Source organism: Shimia litoralis (assembly GCF_005518135.1).
Taxonomy (GTDB): domain Bacteria; phylum Pseudomonadota; class Alphaproteobacteria; order Rhodobacterales; family Rhodobacteraceae; genus Shimia_E; species Shimia_E litoralis.
In genome coordinates this window covers 192,581-207,904 of sequence record NZ_SULI01000001.1, presented here as the reverse complement: position 1 = coordinate 207,904, position 15,324 = coordinate 192,581, and the positions used below count along the sequence as shown (strand labels likewise).

The window sequence follows — 15,324 nt, the reverse complement described above, 5'->3', positions numbered from 1 at the left end:
GCCGATGTTGCTTCCAGATCCGCAATCAGATCTGATTTGCCCCGCAGACGACATTTTTGATCGCGCAGCTATTTCTGCGCGATTGGAAACGGCAGCGCAGACCCATACGGATGATATGGCGCTGCGTGCTGATATCGTGCAGGTGCTCAATGAAGCCCGTAAATCAGGCACTGCCGCCATCGAAGAGGCTTTTACAGCCAACCCATTTGCCGCGCGCCGTATGACGCGGGCCTATACGTGGCTCACCGATTGTCTGGTGGGGGCGGCGCACCACATGGCGACCACACATATTCATCCCCTACCCAATCCCACCGAAGGCGAGCGCATCGCGCTATTTGCGGTTGGTGGATATGGACGCGGCGAAATGGCGCCGCAATCTGATGTAGACCTGCTGTTTCTGACGCCCTACAAAATCACCGCATGGGCCGAAAGTGTCATCGAAACAATGCTTTATATCCTTTGGGATTTGCGGCTTAAGGTTGGGCATGCTTCGCGAACAATCAAAGACTGTATCCGTTTGGGAACAGAAGATTACACCATTCGCACCGCATTACTTGAAAACCGGTTTCTTAGGGGCGACGCCTCCCTCGCCCAAGAGCTTGAAACGCGTCTGTATAATGACCTTTTCAAAGGCACCGAGCGCGACTTCATCGAAGCCAAACTGGCAGAGCGCGACGCACGTCACGTAAAACAGGGCGAGCGATACGTCGTCGAACCAAACATCAAAGAAGGCAAAGGCGGCCTGCGCGATCTACAATCTCTGTTTTGGATCGCAAAGTATGTTTACCACGTGCACACCGTTGCCGAACTTGTGGATCTTGGGCTGTTTGAAGAAGACGAATTCACCCTATTTTCTGAGGCCGAGCGCTTCTTGTGGGCCACCCGTGGCCATCTGCATATTCTTGCCGGACGCCCGGTCGAGCAGCTGACGTTTGACATGCAGGTGCTTGTCGCCCAACGGATGCAATACACCGACAAAGGTGGGAGGCGCGCGGTTGAACATTTCATGCAGGATTACTTCCGGCATGCCACGGCCGTTGGCAATCTGACGCGTATTCTGTTGACCAAGCTTGAGGCCGCACATACAAAATCTGCCCCCTTATACGAGCGTTTGTTTCGGCGCCGGCCACGCATCAAGAAAGGATACACGGTCATTCATAACCGTTTGGCCATTCAGGATGACGATGTCTTTCTTGCGGATAACCTCAACCTGCTGCGCCTGTTCGAAGAAGGCCTGCGGACCGGATTATTGATTCACCCAGACGCGATGCGTCTGGTCACGGCAAATCTGGATATGATTGATGCCGAAATGCGCGCCAACAAAGAGGCCCAGCGCATTTTCCTTGGACTTTTGTTGAAACATGGAAACCCGGTGCGCGCGTTGCGCCGCATGAATGAGCTGGGCGTTTTATCTGCATTTGTGCCAGAGTTCGAACCCATCGTCGCGATGATGCAATTCAACATGTATCATTCTTATACCGTGGACGAACACACCATTCAGGTGATCTCGAATTTTGCCCAGATCGAGCGCGAAGAACTTGAGATCGAGTTGCCGATTTCGTCCGAAATTCTCAAGACCGGTATCAACCGCAAGGTATTGATGGTTGCGATGTTGCTGCACGATATCGGCAAAGGCCGCGACATGGATCATTCGATCCTTGGCGCTCAGATTGCGCGCAAGGTGGCGCCAAATCTTGGATTGAACAAAGCCGATAGCGAAACCGTGGAATGGCTTGTACGCTATCACCTATTGATGTCGGACACGGCGCAAAAGCGTGATATCGCCGACCCGCGCACCATTCGGGGCTTTGCCAAAGCCGTAAAAAGCGTCGATCGGCTAAACCTTTTGACGGTTTTGACAGTCTGTGACATTCGCGGCGTCGGGCCTGACACATGGAACAACTGGAAGGCCGCGCTGATCCGCGGTCTGTATCGTCAAACCCGTATCGTTCTGGAAAATGGCATCGAAGCCATCAGTCGCGAAAACAGGGGCACCGAGGCCAAGAAAAAGCTTCGCCAAGAGCTCAGTGCATGGCCACCGAAAGATGTGAAAAAAGAGACCACGCGCCATTATGACCCTTATTGGCAAGGGCTCCATATTACTGCGCATGTGGTGTTTGCAGGGTTGCTGCGTGACATTGCAGACGACGAAATCCGCATTGACCTGCACCCGGATGAAGATCGCGATGCCACACGCGTGTGTTTTGCCATCGCGGACCATCCTGGCATTTTCAGCCGCCTTGCCGGAGCGCTTGCGCTTGTCGGGGCGAATGTTGTCGACGCACGCACCTATACGTCCAAAGACGGCTATGCCACGGCGGCATTCTGGGTACAGGATGCCGAGGGCAAACCGTATGAGGCGAACCGCCTCAAACGCCTGTCACGAATGATTGAACGCACGCTCAAGGGCGAGGTGGTGCCAACCGAGGCCATCAAGTCGCGGGACGCTATCAAAAAGCGCGAGCGTGCATTCCGAGTGCCCACAACGATCACCTTTGATAATGAAGGCTCCGAGATTTATACAATCATCGAAGTAGACACCCGTGATCGCGCGGGATTGTTGTTTGACCTGACCAGAGCCTTGGCCAACGCAAACGTGTATATCGCCAGCGCAGTGATCGCCACATACGGCGAACAAGTCGTGGACAGCTTTTACGTCAAAGACATGTTTGGGCTAAAATTTCACACCTCTGGCAAACAAAGCACGCTTGAGAAGAAACTGCGTGAGGCGATTGAGCAGGGCGCAAAGAGGGCGCGCGCGTGAAACCCATTCGACTGATGCGCAGTTTTCTGACCGTCGGTGGCTGGACGATGGCCAGCCGTGTCCTTGGGTTTGTGCGCGACGCGCTGATCTTGGCTCTGCTGGGCACGGGCCCACTGTACGAAGCGTACGTCGTCGCGTTTCGCCTACCCAATATGTTCCGCCGCTTTTTCGCCGAGGGCGCATTCAATATGGCCTTTGTGCCGATGTTCTCAAAAAAGGTCGAGGGCAAGGAAGACGCGTTGGGCTTTGCCAGAGAAGCCTTTGCTGGATTGGCGACAGTCCTGATCGTGCTGACCATACTGGCCCAAGCGGCGATGCCGTGGCTGGTATGGCTTTTGGCATCGGGATTCAAAGGTCAGGATCAATTTGCACTGTCTGTCGAATTTGGCCGATATGCCTTCCCTTATATTCTGTTTATCTCGCTGGCAGCGCTTTTGTCCGGCGTCTTGAATGCCACAGGACGGTTTGCTGCCGCCGCAGCCGCCCCCGTGCTTTTGAATATTCTGTTGATTGGCGGCGTTGTGGTCGCGTCTTACACTGGTGCGGACGTGGCACGCACCTTGATCCTGATGGTGCCAATTGCCGGTATTGCACAGCTTGTGTTGTTGCTGGTGGCCGCAAAACGCGCTGGTTTTACCATGCGCATTCAACGCCCCCGCTGGTCGCCCGAAATGAAACACCTTGTGCGCGTGGCCGTTCCAGCGGCCTTGGCCGGAGGCGTTGTCCAGATCAACCTTTTGGTCGGACAACAGGTGGCATCGTATTTTGACCGGGCCGTCGGATGGTTGTTTACCGCTGACCGTCTCTATCAGTTGCCACTTGGTGTTGTCGGCATTGCTGTGGGGATCGTCTTGTTGCCCGATCTGTCCCGCCGCCTAAAAGCGAATGACGACACGGGCGCACGCACCGCATTTTCGCGCGCCGGAGAGATTTCTCTGGCATTGACCATCCCGTCCGCTGTGGCCCTGATGATTATCCCTCTGCCGCTGGTGTCGGTCCTGTTTGAACGTGGGGCCGCGACCGCGGATGATAGTGCTGCGATCGCTGTCGCCGTTGCGATCTATGGTCTGGGACTGCCTGCGTTTGTCCTTCAGAAAATTCTGCAACCGCTGTTTTTTGCACGTGAAGACACCAAAAGCCCGTTTCGCTATGCGCTTTGGGCCATGGCGGTAAATGCGCTTGTGGCGGTTGGCCTTGCGCCGGTTGTCGGATGGATTGCCCCGGCAATTGCAACAACATTGGCAGGCTGGGTCATGGTTGGGCTCTTGGCCCGCGGCGCTGCGCCAATGGGATATGTCGCCCGTTTTGACGCGCGTTTTCGCAAGAGAATGCCCCGCATTTGCGCCGCATCGATCGTGATGGGTGCAGAGCTGTGGCTGGCGACCCTGCTTCTGGGTCCGATGCTGGGCACACAGGGGTGGCGGTATCTGGCGCTGGCTTTGTTGGTGGGCTCTGGCACTGTGACATATTTTGCGTTTGGCCAGTTGATTGGCGCCTTCCGTCTGTCAGATTTCCGGCGATCACGCAGCTAGGTCCGCCTAAAACGCGACGGTGAACATATCTGCAAAAGTAATATTTTCATTGCCCGAATGCCCGTTTCAGGGTCTTCTGCACCCACACAGTACAATTGTGAGGGGAAAACACATGAATAACTGGGTCACGATGCTTATCATCGGGGTGCTTTCGTTGATCGCTGGCTTGATGGCGATGTTTAATCCGTTTGGCGCCTCTTTGGTCGCCACAGCGATCGCGGGATGGTCATTCGCCATTTTGGGTGTTCTGCAAATCTTTGACGGTGTGCGCGCAGAAGGATGGGGCGGCAAGCTTTGGGCAATCTTGCTTGGGGTTATTGCGCTCTTTCTGGGGATCAACATTCTGGGCGAACCGCTTCAGGGGATGGTCGCACTTACTGTCGTTGTCGGCTTTATGTTTGCCGTGTCAGGGATTTTCAAAGTGATCGTCGGATTTGCAGTCCCAAGTTCGCCACTCAAATGGGCGGTCTTGGTTTCTGGTGCCGTGTCACTGGTGTTGGGGTTCATGGTTCTGTCGAACATTCCCGGGTCGGCGGTTGTCGCCCTCGGCGTTTTGTTGGCGGTTGAGCTTTTGTCCAACGGTGTCAGCATGATCGCCTTGGCTCTGGCACGCAAAGACGAAGCCTAAACAGGTCAGATGATGAGGGCGTACAGTGCTGCTGTACGCCCTTTTTACGCGCATCACTGACGGCGGATATAGCTTCGAATTTTCGCCCATCCCCCAGGAGCCAAAAAGAACGACATCAAGAACCCTGTGGCAAATCCGGCGACATCCGCAACCCAATCACCGTTGCCACCGAAGATCAGCCCAAACAACAATTGTATTCCAACAAGAATACCAATCAGGGAAAATGCGCGGGCCTGATTGGCCCCCATTTCCCCAAGCCGTGTCCACAGCAGAAATGTGAATGCCCCGATCAGGCCATACACACCGGGATAGGCCCCAATCAAAAGGGCCCCATGCGACCAGACCATCGCATAGACCAAGGCACCAATCACACCCGACAGAATAAACACCGCCAATGTGGCAATGGCGGAAAATACCTCTCCGACCATTTTTCCCATCGCCAGCAATAGCACCCCGGCAAAGGCCGCGTGGGTCAGGTTTGCATGCACGAACAGATAGGTCACACAGCGAATAAGATGCTCGACCGGCCACACGCCACTGTCGAGCATCCAGCGAAAGACCTCTGCGATGAACGCGTATTTTTGTAAGGCGGCCAAGCGCCATCCGACCGCGGATGGCCCGCCAATGATGCCTTGGCTGCCGAGCCAGAACACTATTTCAATGCCGATGATCAGCAAGAACAGCGCCACCACGACAGGTGGCAACGGATTTATCGGACTCTGTTTCTCGGTTTCTTGGTGCATACTGCTCTCCTTGACGGCGATTAATGCCATGGGTAAGGCAACAGAACCTTTTAATCCAGACGGAGAAATCCCATGACTGAGGCGGTCCAAACGTCTTCCAGCTTCGCCCCACGTGTCTTTTCTGGCATCCAGCCTTCTGGCGACTTGCATCTCGGCAATTATCTTGGTGCCATGAAGCGGTTTGTCGACATGCAAAATACCGGCATCGAAACCGTATATTGCATGGTAGATTTACACGCGATTACCGTCTGGCAGGACCCTGCCAAGTTGAAACATGCCACACGTGAACTCTGTGCCGGATTTATTGCGTCAGGCCTGGACCCTGCAAAATCGATCTTGTTCAATCAGTCGCAAGTTCCCGAGCATTCCCAGCTTGCTTGGATCTTCAATTGTGTGGCGCGCATGGGTTGGATGCAACGCATGACACAGTTCAAGGACAAGGCGGGCAAGAATGCCCAAAATGCGTCTTTGGGGCTATTTGCCTATCCCGCGCTGATGGCGGCAGATATCTTGGTATATCACGCGACCCATGTGCCTGTGGGCGATGACCAGAAACAGCATCTGGAACTGACACGCGACATTGCCACCAAATTCAACCACGACTTTGGTGTCGATTTCTTCCCGATCACCGAGCCCGTCATTGAAGGCACGGCAACCCGCGTCATGAGCTTGCGCGACGGATCAAAGAAGATGTCAAAATCTGATCCGTCTGATGCATCACGCCTGAATATGACGGATGATGCAGATACGATCGCCAAGAAAATCCGCAAAGCCAAAACCGACCCGGATGCCCTGCCCTCTGAAGCCAAAGGATTGGAGGCGCGCGCGGATGCCCGTAACCTCATCAATATCTATGCGGCCCTTGCTGACATGACGGTCGAAGAGGTTCTGCGTGATGTCGGCGGCAAGCAATTTTCCGAATTCAAGCCCATGCTGGCGGACCTTGCTGTTGCAAAGCTTGCACCGATTTCCACGGAAATGGCGCGTTTGATGAACGATACAGCCGAGATCGACAAGATTTTGGGCGACGGAGCCACGCGCGCACGCGCCATCGCAGCGCCAATTTTGGCGAAAACCTATGATATTGTGGGTATGGTCTCGTCCTGATCCACCCTTAGAGCCTCCGAGATATCGGGGGCTCTCTCCCGCCCATCTTCACTGCCGGACGGCAGTTCTTCTGGTTGGGCGTGGCCTCGCGTTGCTCGGCGTCAGCGCATGTCAGCTGTGCTGTCACAAAACGGATATATCAAAGACATAAAAGTGAATCCATGGCAGCGTAGCAGACAGGTTGAGCATCAAGAGGATGCCTGTAACCAAGCTAGGGAGCCAGGGATGGACCGCGAAGACCTGTCATTTGACGCACATGATGAACTGATCAATCCACGCGCTGAAGAAACCGATTTTGACCAAATCGTTGATACGGCTCTGTCCCGTCGCGGATTTCTTGGCGGTGTCTTGACCTTTGGGTTGGGCAGCTTCCTCGTGGGGACAACAGCCCTGACACGCGATGCACAAGCTGCGGACCGTTTTGGCTTTGCTCAAATCCCAACAAACACCTCGGACACGATCACATTGCCTAAGGGCTTCGAATGGGAGCCCGTTGTCCAATGGGGTGACCCACTGTTTTCAGACACACCAGAATTCGACGACGCCACACGCGGCACCGCCGCAAGTCAGGCGCGCGCTTTTGGCGATAACAACGACGGCATGTCGACCTTTACCAAAAACGGTCGCACCGTCATGGCCGTCAACAATGAATACACCAACCGCAAGACAATCTGGGGCAATCGCCCTGAGGGCAAGCCAGCAGACGCTGACGACATCGAAAAGGGCATGATGGCCCACGGTATCTCTGTGTTTGAAGTTGCTCAGGACACAGCGGGCCATTGGCAAGTGGTCAAAGATAGCGATCTGAACCGTCGCATCACACCGCGCAGCGAAATCGCATTGACTGGCCCCGCCGCAGGTCATGATCTTTTGAAAACTGATGCCGACCCCAGTGGCACAAAGGCCTTGGGCACATGGAACAACTGTGGCAACGGCGAAACACCTTGGGGTACCTATCTGACGTGCGAAGAAAACTTTAACGGTTACTTCTCTGCCGCGGACGAAGATCACGCTGTCAGCGCCGAGCTCAAGCGGTATGGCATTTCCTCAAAAGACTGGGGATATGGCTGGGCCAAAGTCGACGAGCGCTTTGATGTATCAAAGAACCCGAACGAGCCGAACCGTGCAGGCTATGTGGTAGAAATCGATCCGTTCGATCCAACCTCTACGCCGAAAAAACGCACCGCATTGGGCCGTTTCAAACACGAAAACGCAGAAGTCGTGATAGCCGCAAATGGCAAAGCCGTAGTGTATCTGGGTGATGACGAACGTGGCGAGTTCCTGTACCGTTTTGTGTCCGAAGGTACATATTCAGCAACTGGCGACAATTCCGATTTGCTGGAAACTGGGGCGCTGTATGTCGCCAAGTTCCACGATGACCTGCGGGGCGAATGGTTGGCGTTGACACCAGACACCACTGGTATGACCGAGGCGGAAATTCGCATTCACACCCGTCAGGCGGCCTCTTCGGTTGGAGCCACCACAATGGATCGCCCTGAGTGGGTTGCCGTAAACCCGACCAAGGTTGAATCTTATGTTGCGCTGACCAACAACAAAAACCGCGGCAAGAAGCCCAACAAAGGCGGTGATGATACATCCGTCAACGGCCCGAACCCGCGCGACGACAACCGGTACGGTCAAATCCTGCGCTGGGTGCCGGACAATGCCGATCATGCAGCAGACGGGTTTGCTTGGGATCTGTATGCTTTGGCAGGCAACCCAGATGTGCATGACGACGCCTATGCGGGCTCGGAAAACATCAACTCTGGCAATATGTTCAACAGCCCAGATGGCATGGCCTTTGACTCGACCGGCCTGTTGTGGATCCAGACAGACGGCAAATACTCCAATGAAGGTAACTTCGCGGGTATGGGTAACAACCAAATGCTTTGCGGCGACACCACAACCGGTGAAATCCGCCGCTTCTTGGTCGGCCCCAAAGAATGCGAAGTCACTGGCCTTTGCTGGTCACCTGACCGTCGCACCATGTTTGTCGGCATCCAGCATCCTGGTGAAAAAGGGAATTCGCATTTCCCACGCGGCGGCTCTTCGGTGCCACGTTCGGGTGTGTTTGCGGTGCGCCGCACCGATGGTGGCCTAATCGGCTAGGCCCCCTACGCATTTCACCACAGAAAATTTTCATGACGTTTCCCCCTTCGGCGCCCCCGCCGGAGGGGAATTTCGTTCGGGCATGATGCGCCAGCCACATCGCACTCTCGCCACCTTCGCGGTGCTTTAGATATGGACCTCGCTAGCGGGCAAGACTAGCATTCCGCGACAGAGCGAGGGAGCAATACCAATGGCCATCGGGCAAAAGATTCGGACCTATTTCAACGGCACATGGCATGACGGCGATATCCCCGTCATCAATGCGGCCGATCATGGGGCTTGGTTGGGGACCACCGTGTTTGACGGCGCGCGTTTCTTTGACGGATTGACGCCAGACCTTGAGGCTCACCTTGCGCGGGTCAATCGTTCGGCAAAGGCATTGATGCTGGCCCCCACCGTAACAACGCAAGATATGCTGGCCATCACCCGAGAGGGCCTGAAGGGTTTTGACAAATCCGAGGCGGTGTATATTCGCCCAATGTACTGGGGGGTCGACGCTGATATGACCACCAGTGCAATCGCCCCAAGCCAAGACACCACAGGTTTTGCCATTTCACTTGAGGCCATTCCAATGGCATCCGCCGAGAGCACGACGACCCTGACGCGCACACGGTTTCGACGTCCAGTTTTGGAAAGCGCGGTGGTGAATGCCAAAGCAGGCTGTCTGTATCCGAACAATGCCCGCATGCTGGCCGAAGCCCGCTCAAAAGGGTTTGCAAATGCGCTGGTCGCAGACGCCATCGGCAACGTTGCGGAAACCGCGACATCCAATGTATTTATGGTCAAAGACGGCGAGGTCTTTACACCCGTGCCCAATGGGACGTTTCTCGCGGGGATCACCCGTGCACGCCATATCAAGAACATGCGTGCGGATGGCATGCGCGTACATGAAACCGTGCTGTCTTTTGAAGATTTTGAGGGCGCGGACGAGATCTTCGTCACGGGGAACATGTCCAAAATCACCCCCGTCACTGCCTTTGACGATCAGCAATATCAGGTCGGATCCACGACCCGTCGCGTGCGCGATATGTATTGGGACTGGGCACTTTCAGAACCGTCAACGTGACATTCGGGATTGCGCTATTGCGGGCTTAGCGCCATGTTCAAACTCCAAGGAGACAGAGTATGCGTAAATTTCTTGTCGTCTTAGATGACAGTCGTGAATGCTTGAATGCAATGCGATTTGCGGCGATGCGGGCTGCGCGCACCAATGGTGGAGTGGAAATTCTATCAATTATTCCGCCTGACGAGTTCAATCACTGGATTGGGGTTGGAGCCGTCTTTCGCGAAGAAGCTCGCGAACGTATCCACGCCCACTTTGAGGTGTTCGCCAAGTGGATGCGGGACAAACAAGGTGTCGATCCCACGCTTGTGATACGCGAAGGCGAAACCGTAGATGAAATTCTGGACCATATTCGTGAAGATTCCGAAATTGGCGTGCTCGTGCTTGGCGCTGGAAATGACAAAAAGGGTCCTGGCCCCTTGGTGACCCAGATGTCGCGAAATTCCGGCAGCCTCCCCATCCCAGTTACTGTCGTACCCGGGGACCTGTCCAAAGAGCGGCTGGAGGCCATCACCTGAGGCGAAAGAGTATTTCTGACCACCAGCGCCCCAATTTAGAATAATTCTAAACCTTGACACTTTGCCATCGCAGGCGCATATCTTTGGCACGTAAGAAAAGGTGCGCCTGTCATGTTTATTCAAACCGAGTCCACACCAAACCCTGCAACGCTCAAGTTTTTGCCCGGCCAGACCGTGCTTGAAACTGGCACTGCAGATTTCCCATCCTCAGAGGGCGCAAGCGTGTCGCCTCTGGCGTCGCGGATTTTTGCCGTCAACGGCGTAAGCGGTGTGTTCTTTGGCAATGACTTTGTCACAGTCACCAAATCAGAAGCCACCGAGTGGGATCATATCAAACCCGCGATTCTTGGCGCGATCATGGAGCATTTCCAATCCGGCCAACCGGTGATGGCAGGCGAAGCCGCCGCGCCTTCAGGCCATGCGGCACATGACGGACCAGATGGCGAAATCGTTGGCCAGATCAAAGAACTTTTGGATACGCGTGTGCGTCCTGCGGTCGCCCAAGATGGCGGCGATATTACGTTTCACGGGTTTGATCGCGGCGTGGTCTATTTGCACATGCAAGGTGCATGCGCCGGTTGCCCGTCGTCAACGTTGACCCTGAAAATGGGCATCGAAAACCTGCTGCGGCACTATATTCCCGAAGTCACAGAGGTACGCCCTGTTGCCGTCTGAACCACTGGTATTGGGATTTGACACTTCGGCCGCGCATTGCGCGGCCGCTTTGGTATCCGGTGATCAGGTAATCGGTCATCACGTCAAAGAAATGTCACGCGGGCAAGCCGAATATCTGATGCCTATGCTAGAGGGGCTTCTGGCCGAGGCTGGCAAAGACTGGAAAGATCTCAACGCCATTGGCGTGGGAATTGGCCCTGGAAACTTCACCGGCATCCGCATCTCCGTCTCCGCCGCACGGGGCTTGGCACTGGCGCTGGATATCCCCGCAGTTGGGGTATCGACCTTTGAGGCGACCGCGTTTGGCCATGCTGCACCGTGGTGTGTCGCCGTCGCGGCCCCACGGGACCGTGCGTATGTTCAGACGTCAGACCCATCAAGCGTCCCCGAATTGGTCGAGGGCCCGGTCATGTCAGACATGCCGACCTTAAGCCCCCCAGCCGCCCCAGTGCTGGTTGCGAATATCGCACATATCGCCGCCCTCAAACGCGCAGCGCAATACGTGCGCCCGGCTCCGCTTTATGTGCGCGCCGCAGATGCCGCCCCACCACGCGATCCAGCCCCGAAAATATTGCCATGACCCCCCATGACCTTGCGACGCTGCATGCTGCAGCATTCGAGAACACACGCAGTTGGGCAGAAGCCGAATTTGCCGATCTTTTGGGCTCGGACTTTAGTTTTGTGGAGGGGGATGATTCTGGCTTTGCACTGGGGCGCGTCATCGCCGATGAAGCCGAATTGTTAACATTGGCAACGCTACCAAGCTTGCGACGCCAAGGCTTTGCCCGCCATTGGCTTGCGCGATTTGAATACACCGCGAAAAAACGCGGCGCGACAACCGCCTTTTTGGAAGTCGCCGAAGATAACACCGCGGCAATCGCGCTGTATCTCTCTGCTGGGTACGCAAAAACCGGTGCGCGCTCAAACTATTACACCCGCACTGATGGTTTGCATGTTGGCGCCCTGATTATGGCCAAAACTCTTCCCTAGCGTCACCCGATTGATTTTGATTGATTACCTCTGATTTTTGCCCATTTGGTCGAATTCGGGTTGACCCTTGTGCACCTCTGCGGCCTAACTTGGGAATGATCTGTTACGATCTGTCTGATTTCAAAGGGCTGGCGCGATAATGACCGGCCCGATCACCGTTTGGGAGAGATACATGACCCTCATGACCAAAATTCTGGGTGCCACAGCTGCCGTGGCCCTGACAGCTGGCGCTGCGCTGGCCGAACCTGCCTTGATCTTTGATCTTGGTGGCAAGTTCGACAAATCCTTTAACGAAGCGGCCTATAATGGCGCAAAACGTTGGGCGGATGAAACCGGTGGCAAATACCTCGAGATTGAACTGCAATCCGAAGCACAGCGCGAACAAGCCTTGCGTCGGTTTGCAGAAGCGGGTGCAAGCCCCCTGATCACCATGGGCTTTGGTATGGCGGACCCGCTCACCACAGTCGCGCCTGACTATCCCGATACAAAATTCGTGGTGATTGATGTCACATGGATTGAAGGCGAAAACATTCGCCAGATCGGCTTTGCCGAGCACGAAGGCTCTTATTTGGTTGGTATGATGGCCGCGATGGCGTCCAAATCCGGCACTGTCGGATTTGTCGGCGGCATGGACGTGCCTTTGATCCGCCACTTTGGTTGTGGCTATGCCCAAGGCGTCAAAGCTGTGAACCCTGATGCCAAGATCATTGCCAATATGACAGGCACAACACCCGCCGCATGGAACGATCCGGTAAAAGGATCTGAACTGACCAAGGCGCAAATCTCGCAAGGCGCAGATGTCGTGTATGCAGCCGCTGGCGGCACAGGTGTGGGCGTTCTGCAAACTGCCGCTGACGAAGGCATTCTGTCTATCGGCGTCGACAGCAACCAAAACCACCTGCATCCGGGCAAGGTTCTCACCTCAATGCTCAAGCGTGTGGACGTCGCGGTTTATGAAGCCATGAAAGCAGGAGATGCCGTCGAAACAGGTGGTGTGACCATTCTGGGTCTGTCCGAAGAAGGTGTTGGATACGCTCTGGATGAGAACAACGCTGCATTGGTCTCTGATGACATGAAGGCATCCGTCGATCAGGCGCGTCAAAAGATCATCGATGGCGAGATCGAAGTCACATCATATTACGCCAACGACACCTGCCCTGTTCTGGATTTCTAATCTGTCTGTAGGTGTATGAACACGTCAGGGCGGCTATCGTGGCCGCCTTGCGACCCAAGGCTTGCGCCAAGTTTGCCTTGATGACGAAAGGAACAGGATGCCAAGCGCGATTGAAAATTTTTTCGCCGCATGGGGAATGACCGACGACGGCGCACGTGCCAACGTCATCCAAGACTGTGTCCCAACAAAATTCTACTACGTTGATCCGCGCACAGACACACCCATTTCAGATCTGCCTGCTTTGGTGAGCTATGTCGCGATGTACACACAATATGCGCCCGGCGCGACGGCAACAGTCGTGGCCCAATCCACCACCAAATCCCACGTGCGTGCCACCGTTGAATTTGGAATGCCCGACGGTAAAACACAACTTGGCCAATATTTCATAGACTGTGATTCCGATGGCCGCCTGTGCAACATGGTGGGCTTTGTCGGATTGGGAGAGCCCGCATGACCGCGCCAGCAATTGAGCTTCGGGGGATTTCAAAATCCTTTGGTCCCGTCCAAGCCAACAAAGATATCTCTATTTCCGTTCAGCCGGGAACCATCCACGGCATCATCGGCGAGAACGGTGCCGGAAAATCGACATTGATGTCCATTTTGTATGGATTTTACAAAGCCGACAAAGGCGAGATTTTCATTAAGGGCACAAAAACCCAAATCCCGGACAGCCAAGCCGCAATTGCCGCGGGCATTGGCATGGTGTTTCAACACTTTAAACTGGTCGAAAATTTCTCGGTCTTAGAGAACATCATTCTTGGTGCCGAAGATGGTCGCCTTTTGCGCCCTTCCCTGTCCAAAGCCCGCAAATCTTTGGCGCATCTTGCGCAAGAATACGAACTGAATATTGATCCGGACGCGTTGATCGAGAACCTGAGTGTCGGACATCAGCAGCGGGTCGAGATTCTCAAAGCGCTGTATCGCCAAGCCGACATTTTGATCCTTGATGAACCCACTGGCGTTTTGACGCCCTCCGAGGCCGATCAGTTGTTCCGAATTTTGGATCGCCTGCGCGCCGAAGGTAAAACCATTATCCTAATCACGCACAAGCTGCGCGAGATTATGGATATCACTGACACCGTCAGCGTGATGCGTCGCGGCCAAATGACGGCCACGGTCAAAACGTCAGAAACCAGCCCCGAACATCTGGCAGAACTGATGGTTGGGCGTAAGGTATTGTTGCGCGTCGAGAAGAAACCATCGACACCCGGCGACGTCGTGCTTGAAGTAAACAACCTGCAAGTCACTGACGACAAAGGTGTTGCACGTGTCAAAGGTATTGATTTGACGGTGCGTGCAGGAGAAATTCTTGGCATCGCAGGGGTGGCCGGAAACGGTCAATCCGAACTGCTAGAGGTGTTGGGTGGATACGCCAATGGATCAGGGACCATCCGCATCAACGGCCAAGACCTTGCGCTCTCGAGCGCGGGCACGCTCGGACAAGAACGCCGCGCCGTCGGGATTGGCCATGTCCCCGAAGACCGACAGCGCGAGGGTCTGATTATGGATTACTCTGCTTGGGAAAACACGGTGTTTGGGTATCATCATGATCCGGCCTATCAATCGGGCCTGATGATGGATAACGCCGGTATCCAGAAGGAAGCCCAAGACAAAATGGATCGTTTTGACGTGCGTCCACCTGACCCCAAGCTGGCCGCCAAGAACTTTTCCGGCGGCAACCAGCAGAAAATCGTTTTGGCGCGTGAAATTGAACGGAACCCTGACCTATTGCTGATTGGGCAGCCCACACGCGGCGTCGATATCGGCGCGATCGAATTCATTCACCAGCAGATCGTGGCCTTGCGTGACCAAGGCAAAGCCATTTTGCTGGTCAGTGTCGAACTTGATGAAATCATGTCGTTGTCTGATAGAATTGCGGTGATGTTCGACGGCACAGTCATGGGCGAACGTGACCCTGCACAGACAGACGAAAAAGAACTCGGCCTATTGATGGCGGGCATTGATGGAGAAGCCGCATGAGACGTCTGACTTGTGACATGGTATCGCGCGCAGAGCGGTGC

14 protein-coding genes are annotated in these 15,324 nt (G+C 54.9%); 13 read left to right on the top strand and 1 reads right to left on the bottom strand.

Features of this window, described 5'->3' with window-relative positions:
• Positions 1-4 precede the first annotated feature (4 nt).
• The 3 genes from FAP39_RS00955 to FAP39_RS00945 all read left to right on the top strand — a co-directional run bounded on the left by FAP39_RS00955 (position 5) and on the right by FAP39_RS00945 (position 4,924).
• Positions 5-2,764 (top strand): [protein-PII] uridylyltransferase, encoded by a 2,760-nt coding sequence (locus FAP39_RS00955; protein ID WP_171006755.1) that lies wholly within the window; start codon positions 5-7, stop codon positions 2,762-2,764.
• On the top strand, positions 2,761-4,296 hold the full coding sequence (gene murJ, locus FAP39_RS00950; protein WP_138014489.1) for a murein biosynthesis integral membrane protein MurJ: 1,536 nt from the start codon (positions 2,761-2,763) through the stop codon (positions 4,294-4,296). The genes FAP39_RS00955 and murJ overlap by 4 nt, the downstream gene beginning before the upstream one ends.
• 112 nt (positions 4,297-4,408) lie before the next feature.
• The gene (locus FAP39_RS00945) at positions 4,409-4,924 is read left to right on the top strand and encodes an HdeD family acid-resistance protein (RefSeq protein ID WP_138014488.1); all 516 of its coding nucleotides are present in this window, start codon (positions 4,409-4,411) and stop codon (positions 4,922-4,924) included.
• Between the two features lie 53 nt (positions 4,925-4,977).
• Here the strand turns inward: FAP39_RS00945 and FAP39_RS00940 are convergent, their stop codons facing one another.
• Positions 4,978-5,667: a rhomboid family intramembrane serine protease gene (locus FAP39_RS00940; RefSeq protein WP_138014487.1), complete on the bottom strand. Its 690-nt coding sequence runs from the start codon at positions 5,665-5,667 to the stop codon at positions 4,978-4,980.
• Between the two features lie 72 nt (positions 5,668-5,739).
• Here FAP39_RS00940 and trpS point away from each other — a divergent pair, with 72 nt between their 5' ends.
• The 10 genes from trpS (at position 5,740) to FAP39_RS00890 (ending at position 15,283) form a co-directional block, all read left to right on the top strand.
• The gene (gene trpS, locus FAP39_RS00935; protein WP_138014486.1) at positions 5,740-6,774 is read left to right on the top strand and encodes a tryptophan--tRNA ligase; all 1,035 of its coding nucleotides are present in this window, start codon (positions 5,740-5,742) and stop codon (positions 6,772-6,774) included.
• Between the two features lie 225 nt (positions 6,775-6,999).
• Positions 7,000-8,883 (top strand): PhoX family protein, encoded by a 1,884-nt coding sequence (locus tag FAP39_RS00930; RefSeq protein ID WP_138014485.1) that lies wholly within the window; start codon positions 7,000-7,002, stop codon positions 8,881-8,883.
• A gap of 190 nt (positions 8,884-9,073) precedes the next feature.
• On the top strand, positions 9,074-9,949 hold the full coding sequence (locus FAP39_RS00925) for a branched-chain amino acid aminotransferase (RefSeq protein ID WP_138014484.1): 876 nt from the start codon (positions 9,074-9,076) through the stop codon (positions 9,947-9,949).
• Positions 9,950-10,008: 59 nt separating this feature from the next.
• Positions 10,009-10,464 carry a universal stress protein gene (locus FAP39_RS00920; protein ID WP_138014483.1) on the top strand — a complete coding sequence of 152 codons (456 nt, stop codon included), beginning with the start codon at positions 10,009-10,011 and terminating at the stop codon, positions 10,462-10,464.
• 111 nt (positions 10,465-10,575) lie between these two features.
• Positions 10,576-11,139 carry a NifU family protein gene (locus tag FAP39_RS00915; RefSeq protein WP_138014482.1) on the top strand — a complete coding sequence of 188 codons (564 nt, stop codon included), beginning with the start codon at positions 10,576-10,578 and terminating at the stop codon, positions 11,137-11,139.
• Positions 11,129-11,719 carry a tRNA (adenosine(37)-N6)-threonylcarbamoyltransferase complex dimerization subunit type 1 TsaB gene (gene tsaB / locus FAP39_RS00910; RefSeq protein ID WP_138014481.1) on the top strand — a complete coding sequence of 197 codons (591 nt, stop codon included), beginning with the start codon at positions 11,129-11,131 and terminating at the stop codon, positions 11,717-11,719. The genes FAP39_RS00915 and tsaB overlap by 11 nt, the downstream gene beginning before the upstream one ends.
• Positions 11,716-12,129 carry a GNAT family N-acetyltransferase gene (locus FAP39_RS00905; RefSeq protein ID WP_138014480.1) on the top strand — a complete coding sequence of 138 codons (414 nt, stop codon included), beginning with the start codon at positions 11,716-11,718 and terminating at the stop codon, positions 12,127-12,129. Before tsaB ends, FAP39_RS00905 begins: the two co-directional genes overlap by 4 nt.
• Positions 12,130-12,301: 172 nt before the next feature.
• Positions 12,302-13,303, top strand: a complete 1,002-nt coding sequence (locus FAP39_RS00900; protein WP_138014479.1) for a BMP family lipoprotein — start codon at positions 12,302-12,304, stop codon at positions 13,301-13,303.
• 97 nt (positions 13,304-13,400) lie between these two features.
• Complete coding sequence (locus tag FAP39_RS00895) at positions 13,401-13,757, top strand: hypothetical protein (protein ID WP_138014478.1); 357 nt, start codon at positions 13,401-13,403, stop codon at positions 13,755-13,757.
• Positions 13,754-15,283: an ABC transporter ATP-binding protein gene (locus tag FAP39_RS00890; protein WP_138014477.1), complete on the top strand. Its 1,530-nt coding sequence runs from the start codon at positions 13,754-13,756 to the stop codon at positions 15,281-15,283. The genes FAP39_RS00895 and FAP39_RS00890 overlap by 4 nt, the downstream gene beginning before the upstream one ends.
• The last annotated feature ends 41 nt before the right edge of the window (positions 15,284-15,324 follow it).

Excerpts from the sequence above, each read along its gene's own strand:
- FAP39_RS00955 (WP_171006755.1), top strand. The coding sequence starts at position 5 with ATGTTGCTTCCAGATCCGCAATCAGATCTGATTTGCCCCGCAGACGAC.
- FAP39_RS00945 (WP_138014488.1), top strand. The coding sequence starts at position 4,409 with ATGAATAACTGGGTCACGATGCTTATCATCGGGGTGCTTTCGTTGATC.
- FAP39_RS00940 (WP_138014487.1), bottom strand. The coding sequence starts at position 5,667 with ATGCACCAAGAAACCGAGAAACAGAGTCCGATAAATCCGTTGCCACCT.
- trpS (WP_138014486.1), top strand. The coding sequence starts at position 5,740 with ATGACTGAGGCGGTCCAAACGTCTTCCAGCTTCGCCCCACGTGTCTTT.
- FAP39_RS00930 (WP_138014485.1), top strand. The coding sequence starts at position 7,000 with ATGGACCGCGAAGACCTGTCATTTGACGCACATGATGAACTGATCAAT.
- FAP39_RS00925 (WP_138014484.1), top strand. The coding sequence starts at position 9,074 with ATGGCCATCGGGCAAAAGATTCGGACCTATTTCAACGGCACATGGCAT.
- FAP39_RS00920 (WP_138014483.1), top strand. The coding sequence starts at position 10,009 with ATGCGTAAATTTCTTGTCGTCTTAGATGACAGTCGTGAATGCTTGAAT.
- FAP39_RS00915 (WP_138014482.1), top strand. The coding sequence starts at position 10,576 with ATGTTTATTCAAACCGAGTCCACACCAAACCCTGCAACGCTCAAGTTT.
- FAP39_RS00905 (WP_138014480.1), top strand. The coding sequence starts at position 11,716 with ATGACCCCCCATGACCTTGCGACGCTGCATGCTGCAGCATTCGAGAAC.
- FAP39_RS00900 (WP_138014479.1), top strand. The coding sequence starts at position 12,302 with ATGACCCTCATGACCAAAATTCTGGGTGCCACAGCTGCCGTGGCCCTG.
- FAP39_RS00895 (WP_138014478.1), top strand. The coding sequence starts at position 13,401 with ATGCCAAGCGCGATTGAAAATTTTTTCGCCGCATGGGGAATGACCGAC.
- FAP39_RS00890 (WP_138014477.1), top strand. The coding sequence starts at position 13,754 with ATGACCGCGCCAGCAATTGAGCTTCGGGGGATTTCAAAATCCTTTGGT.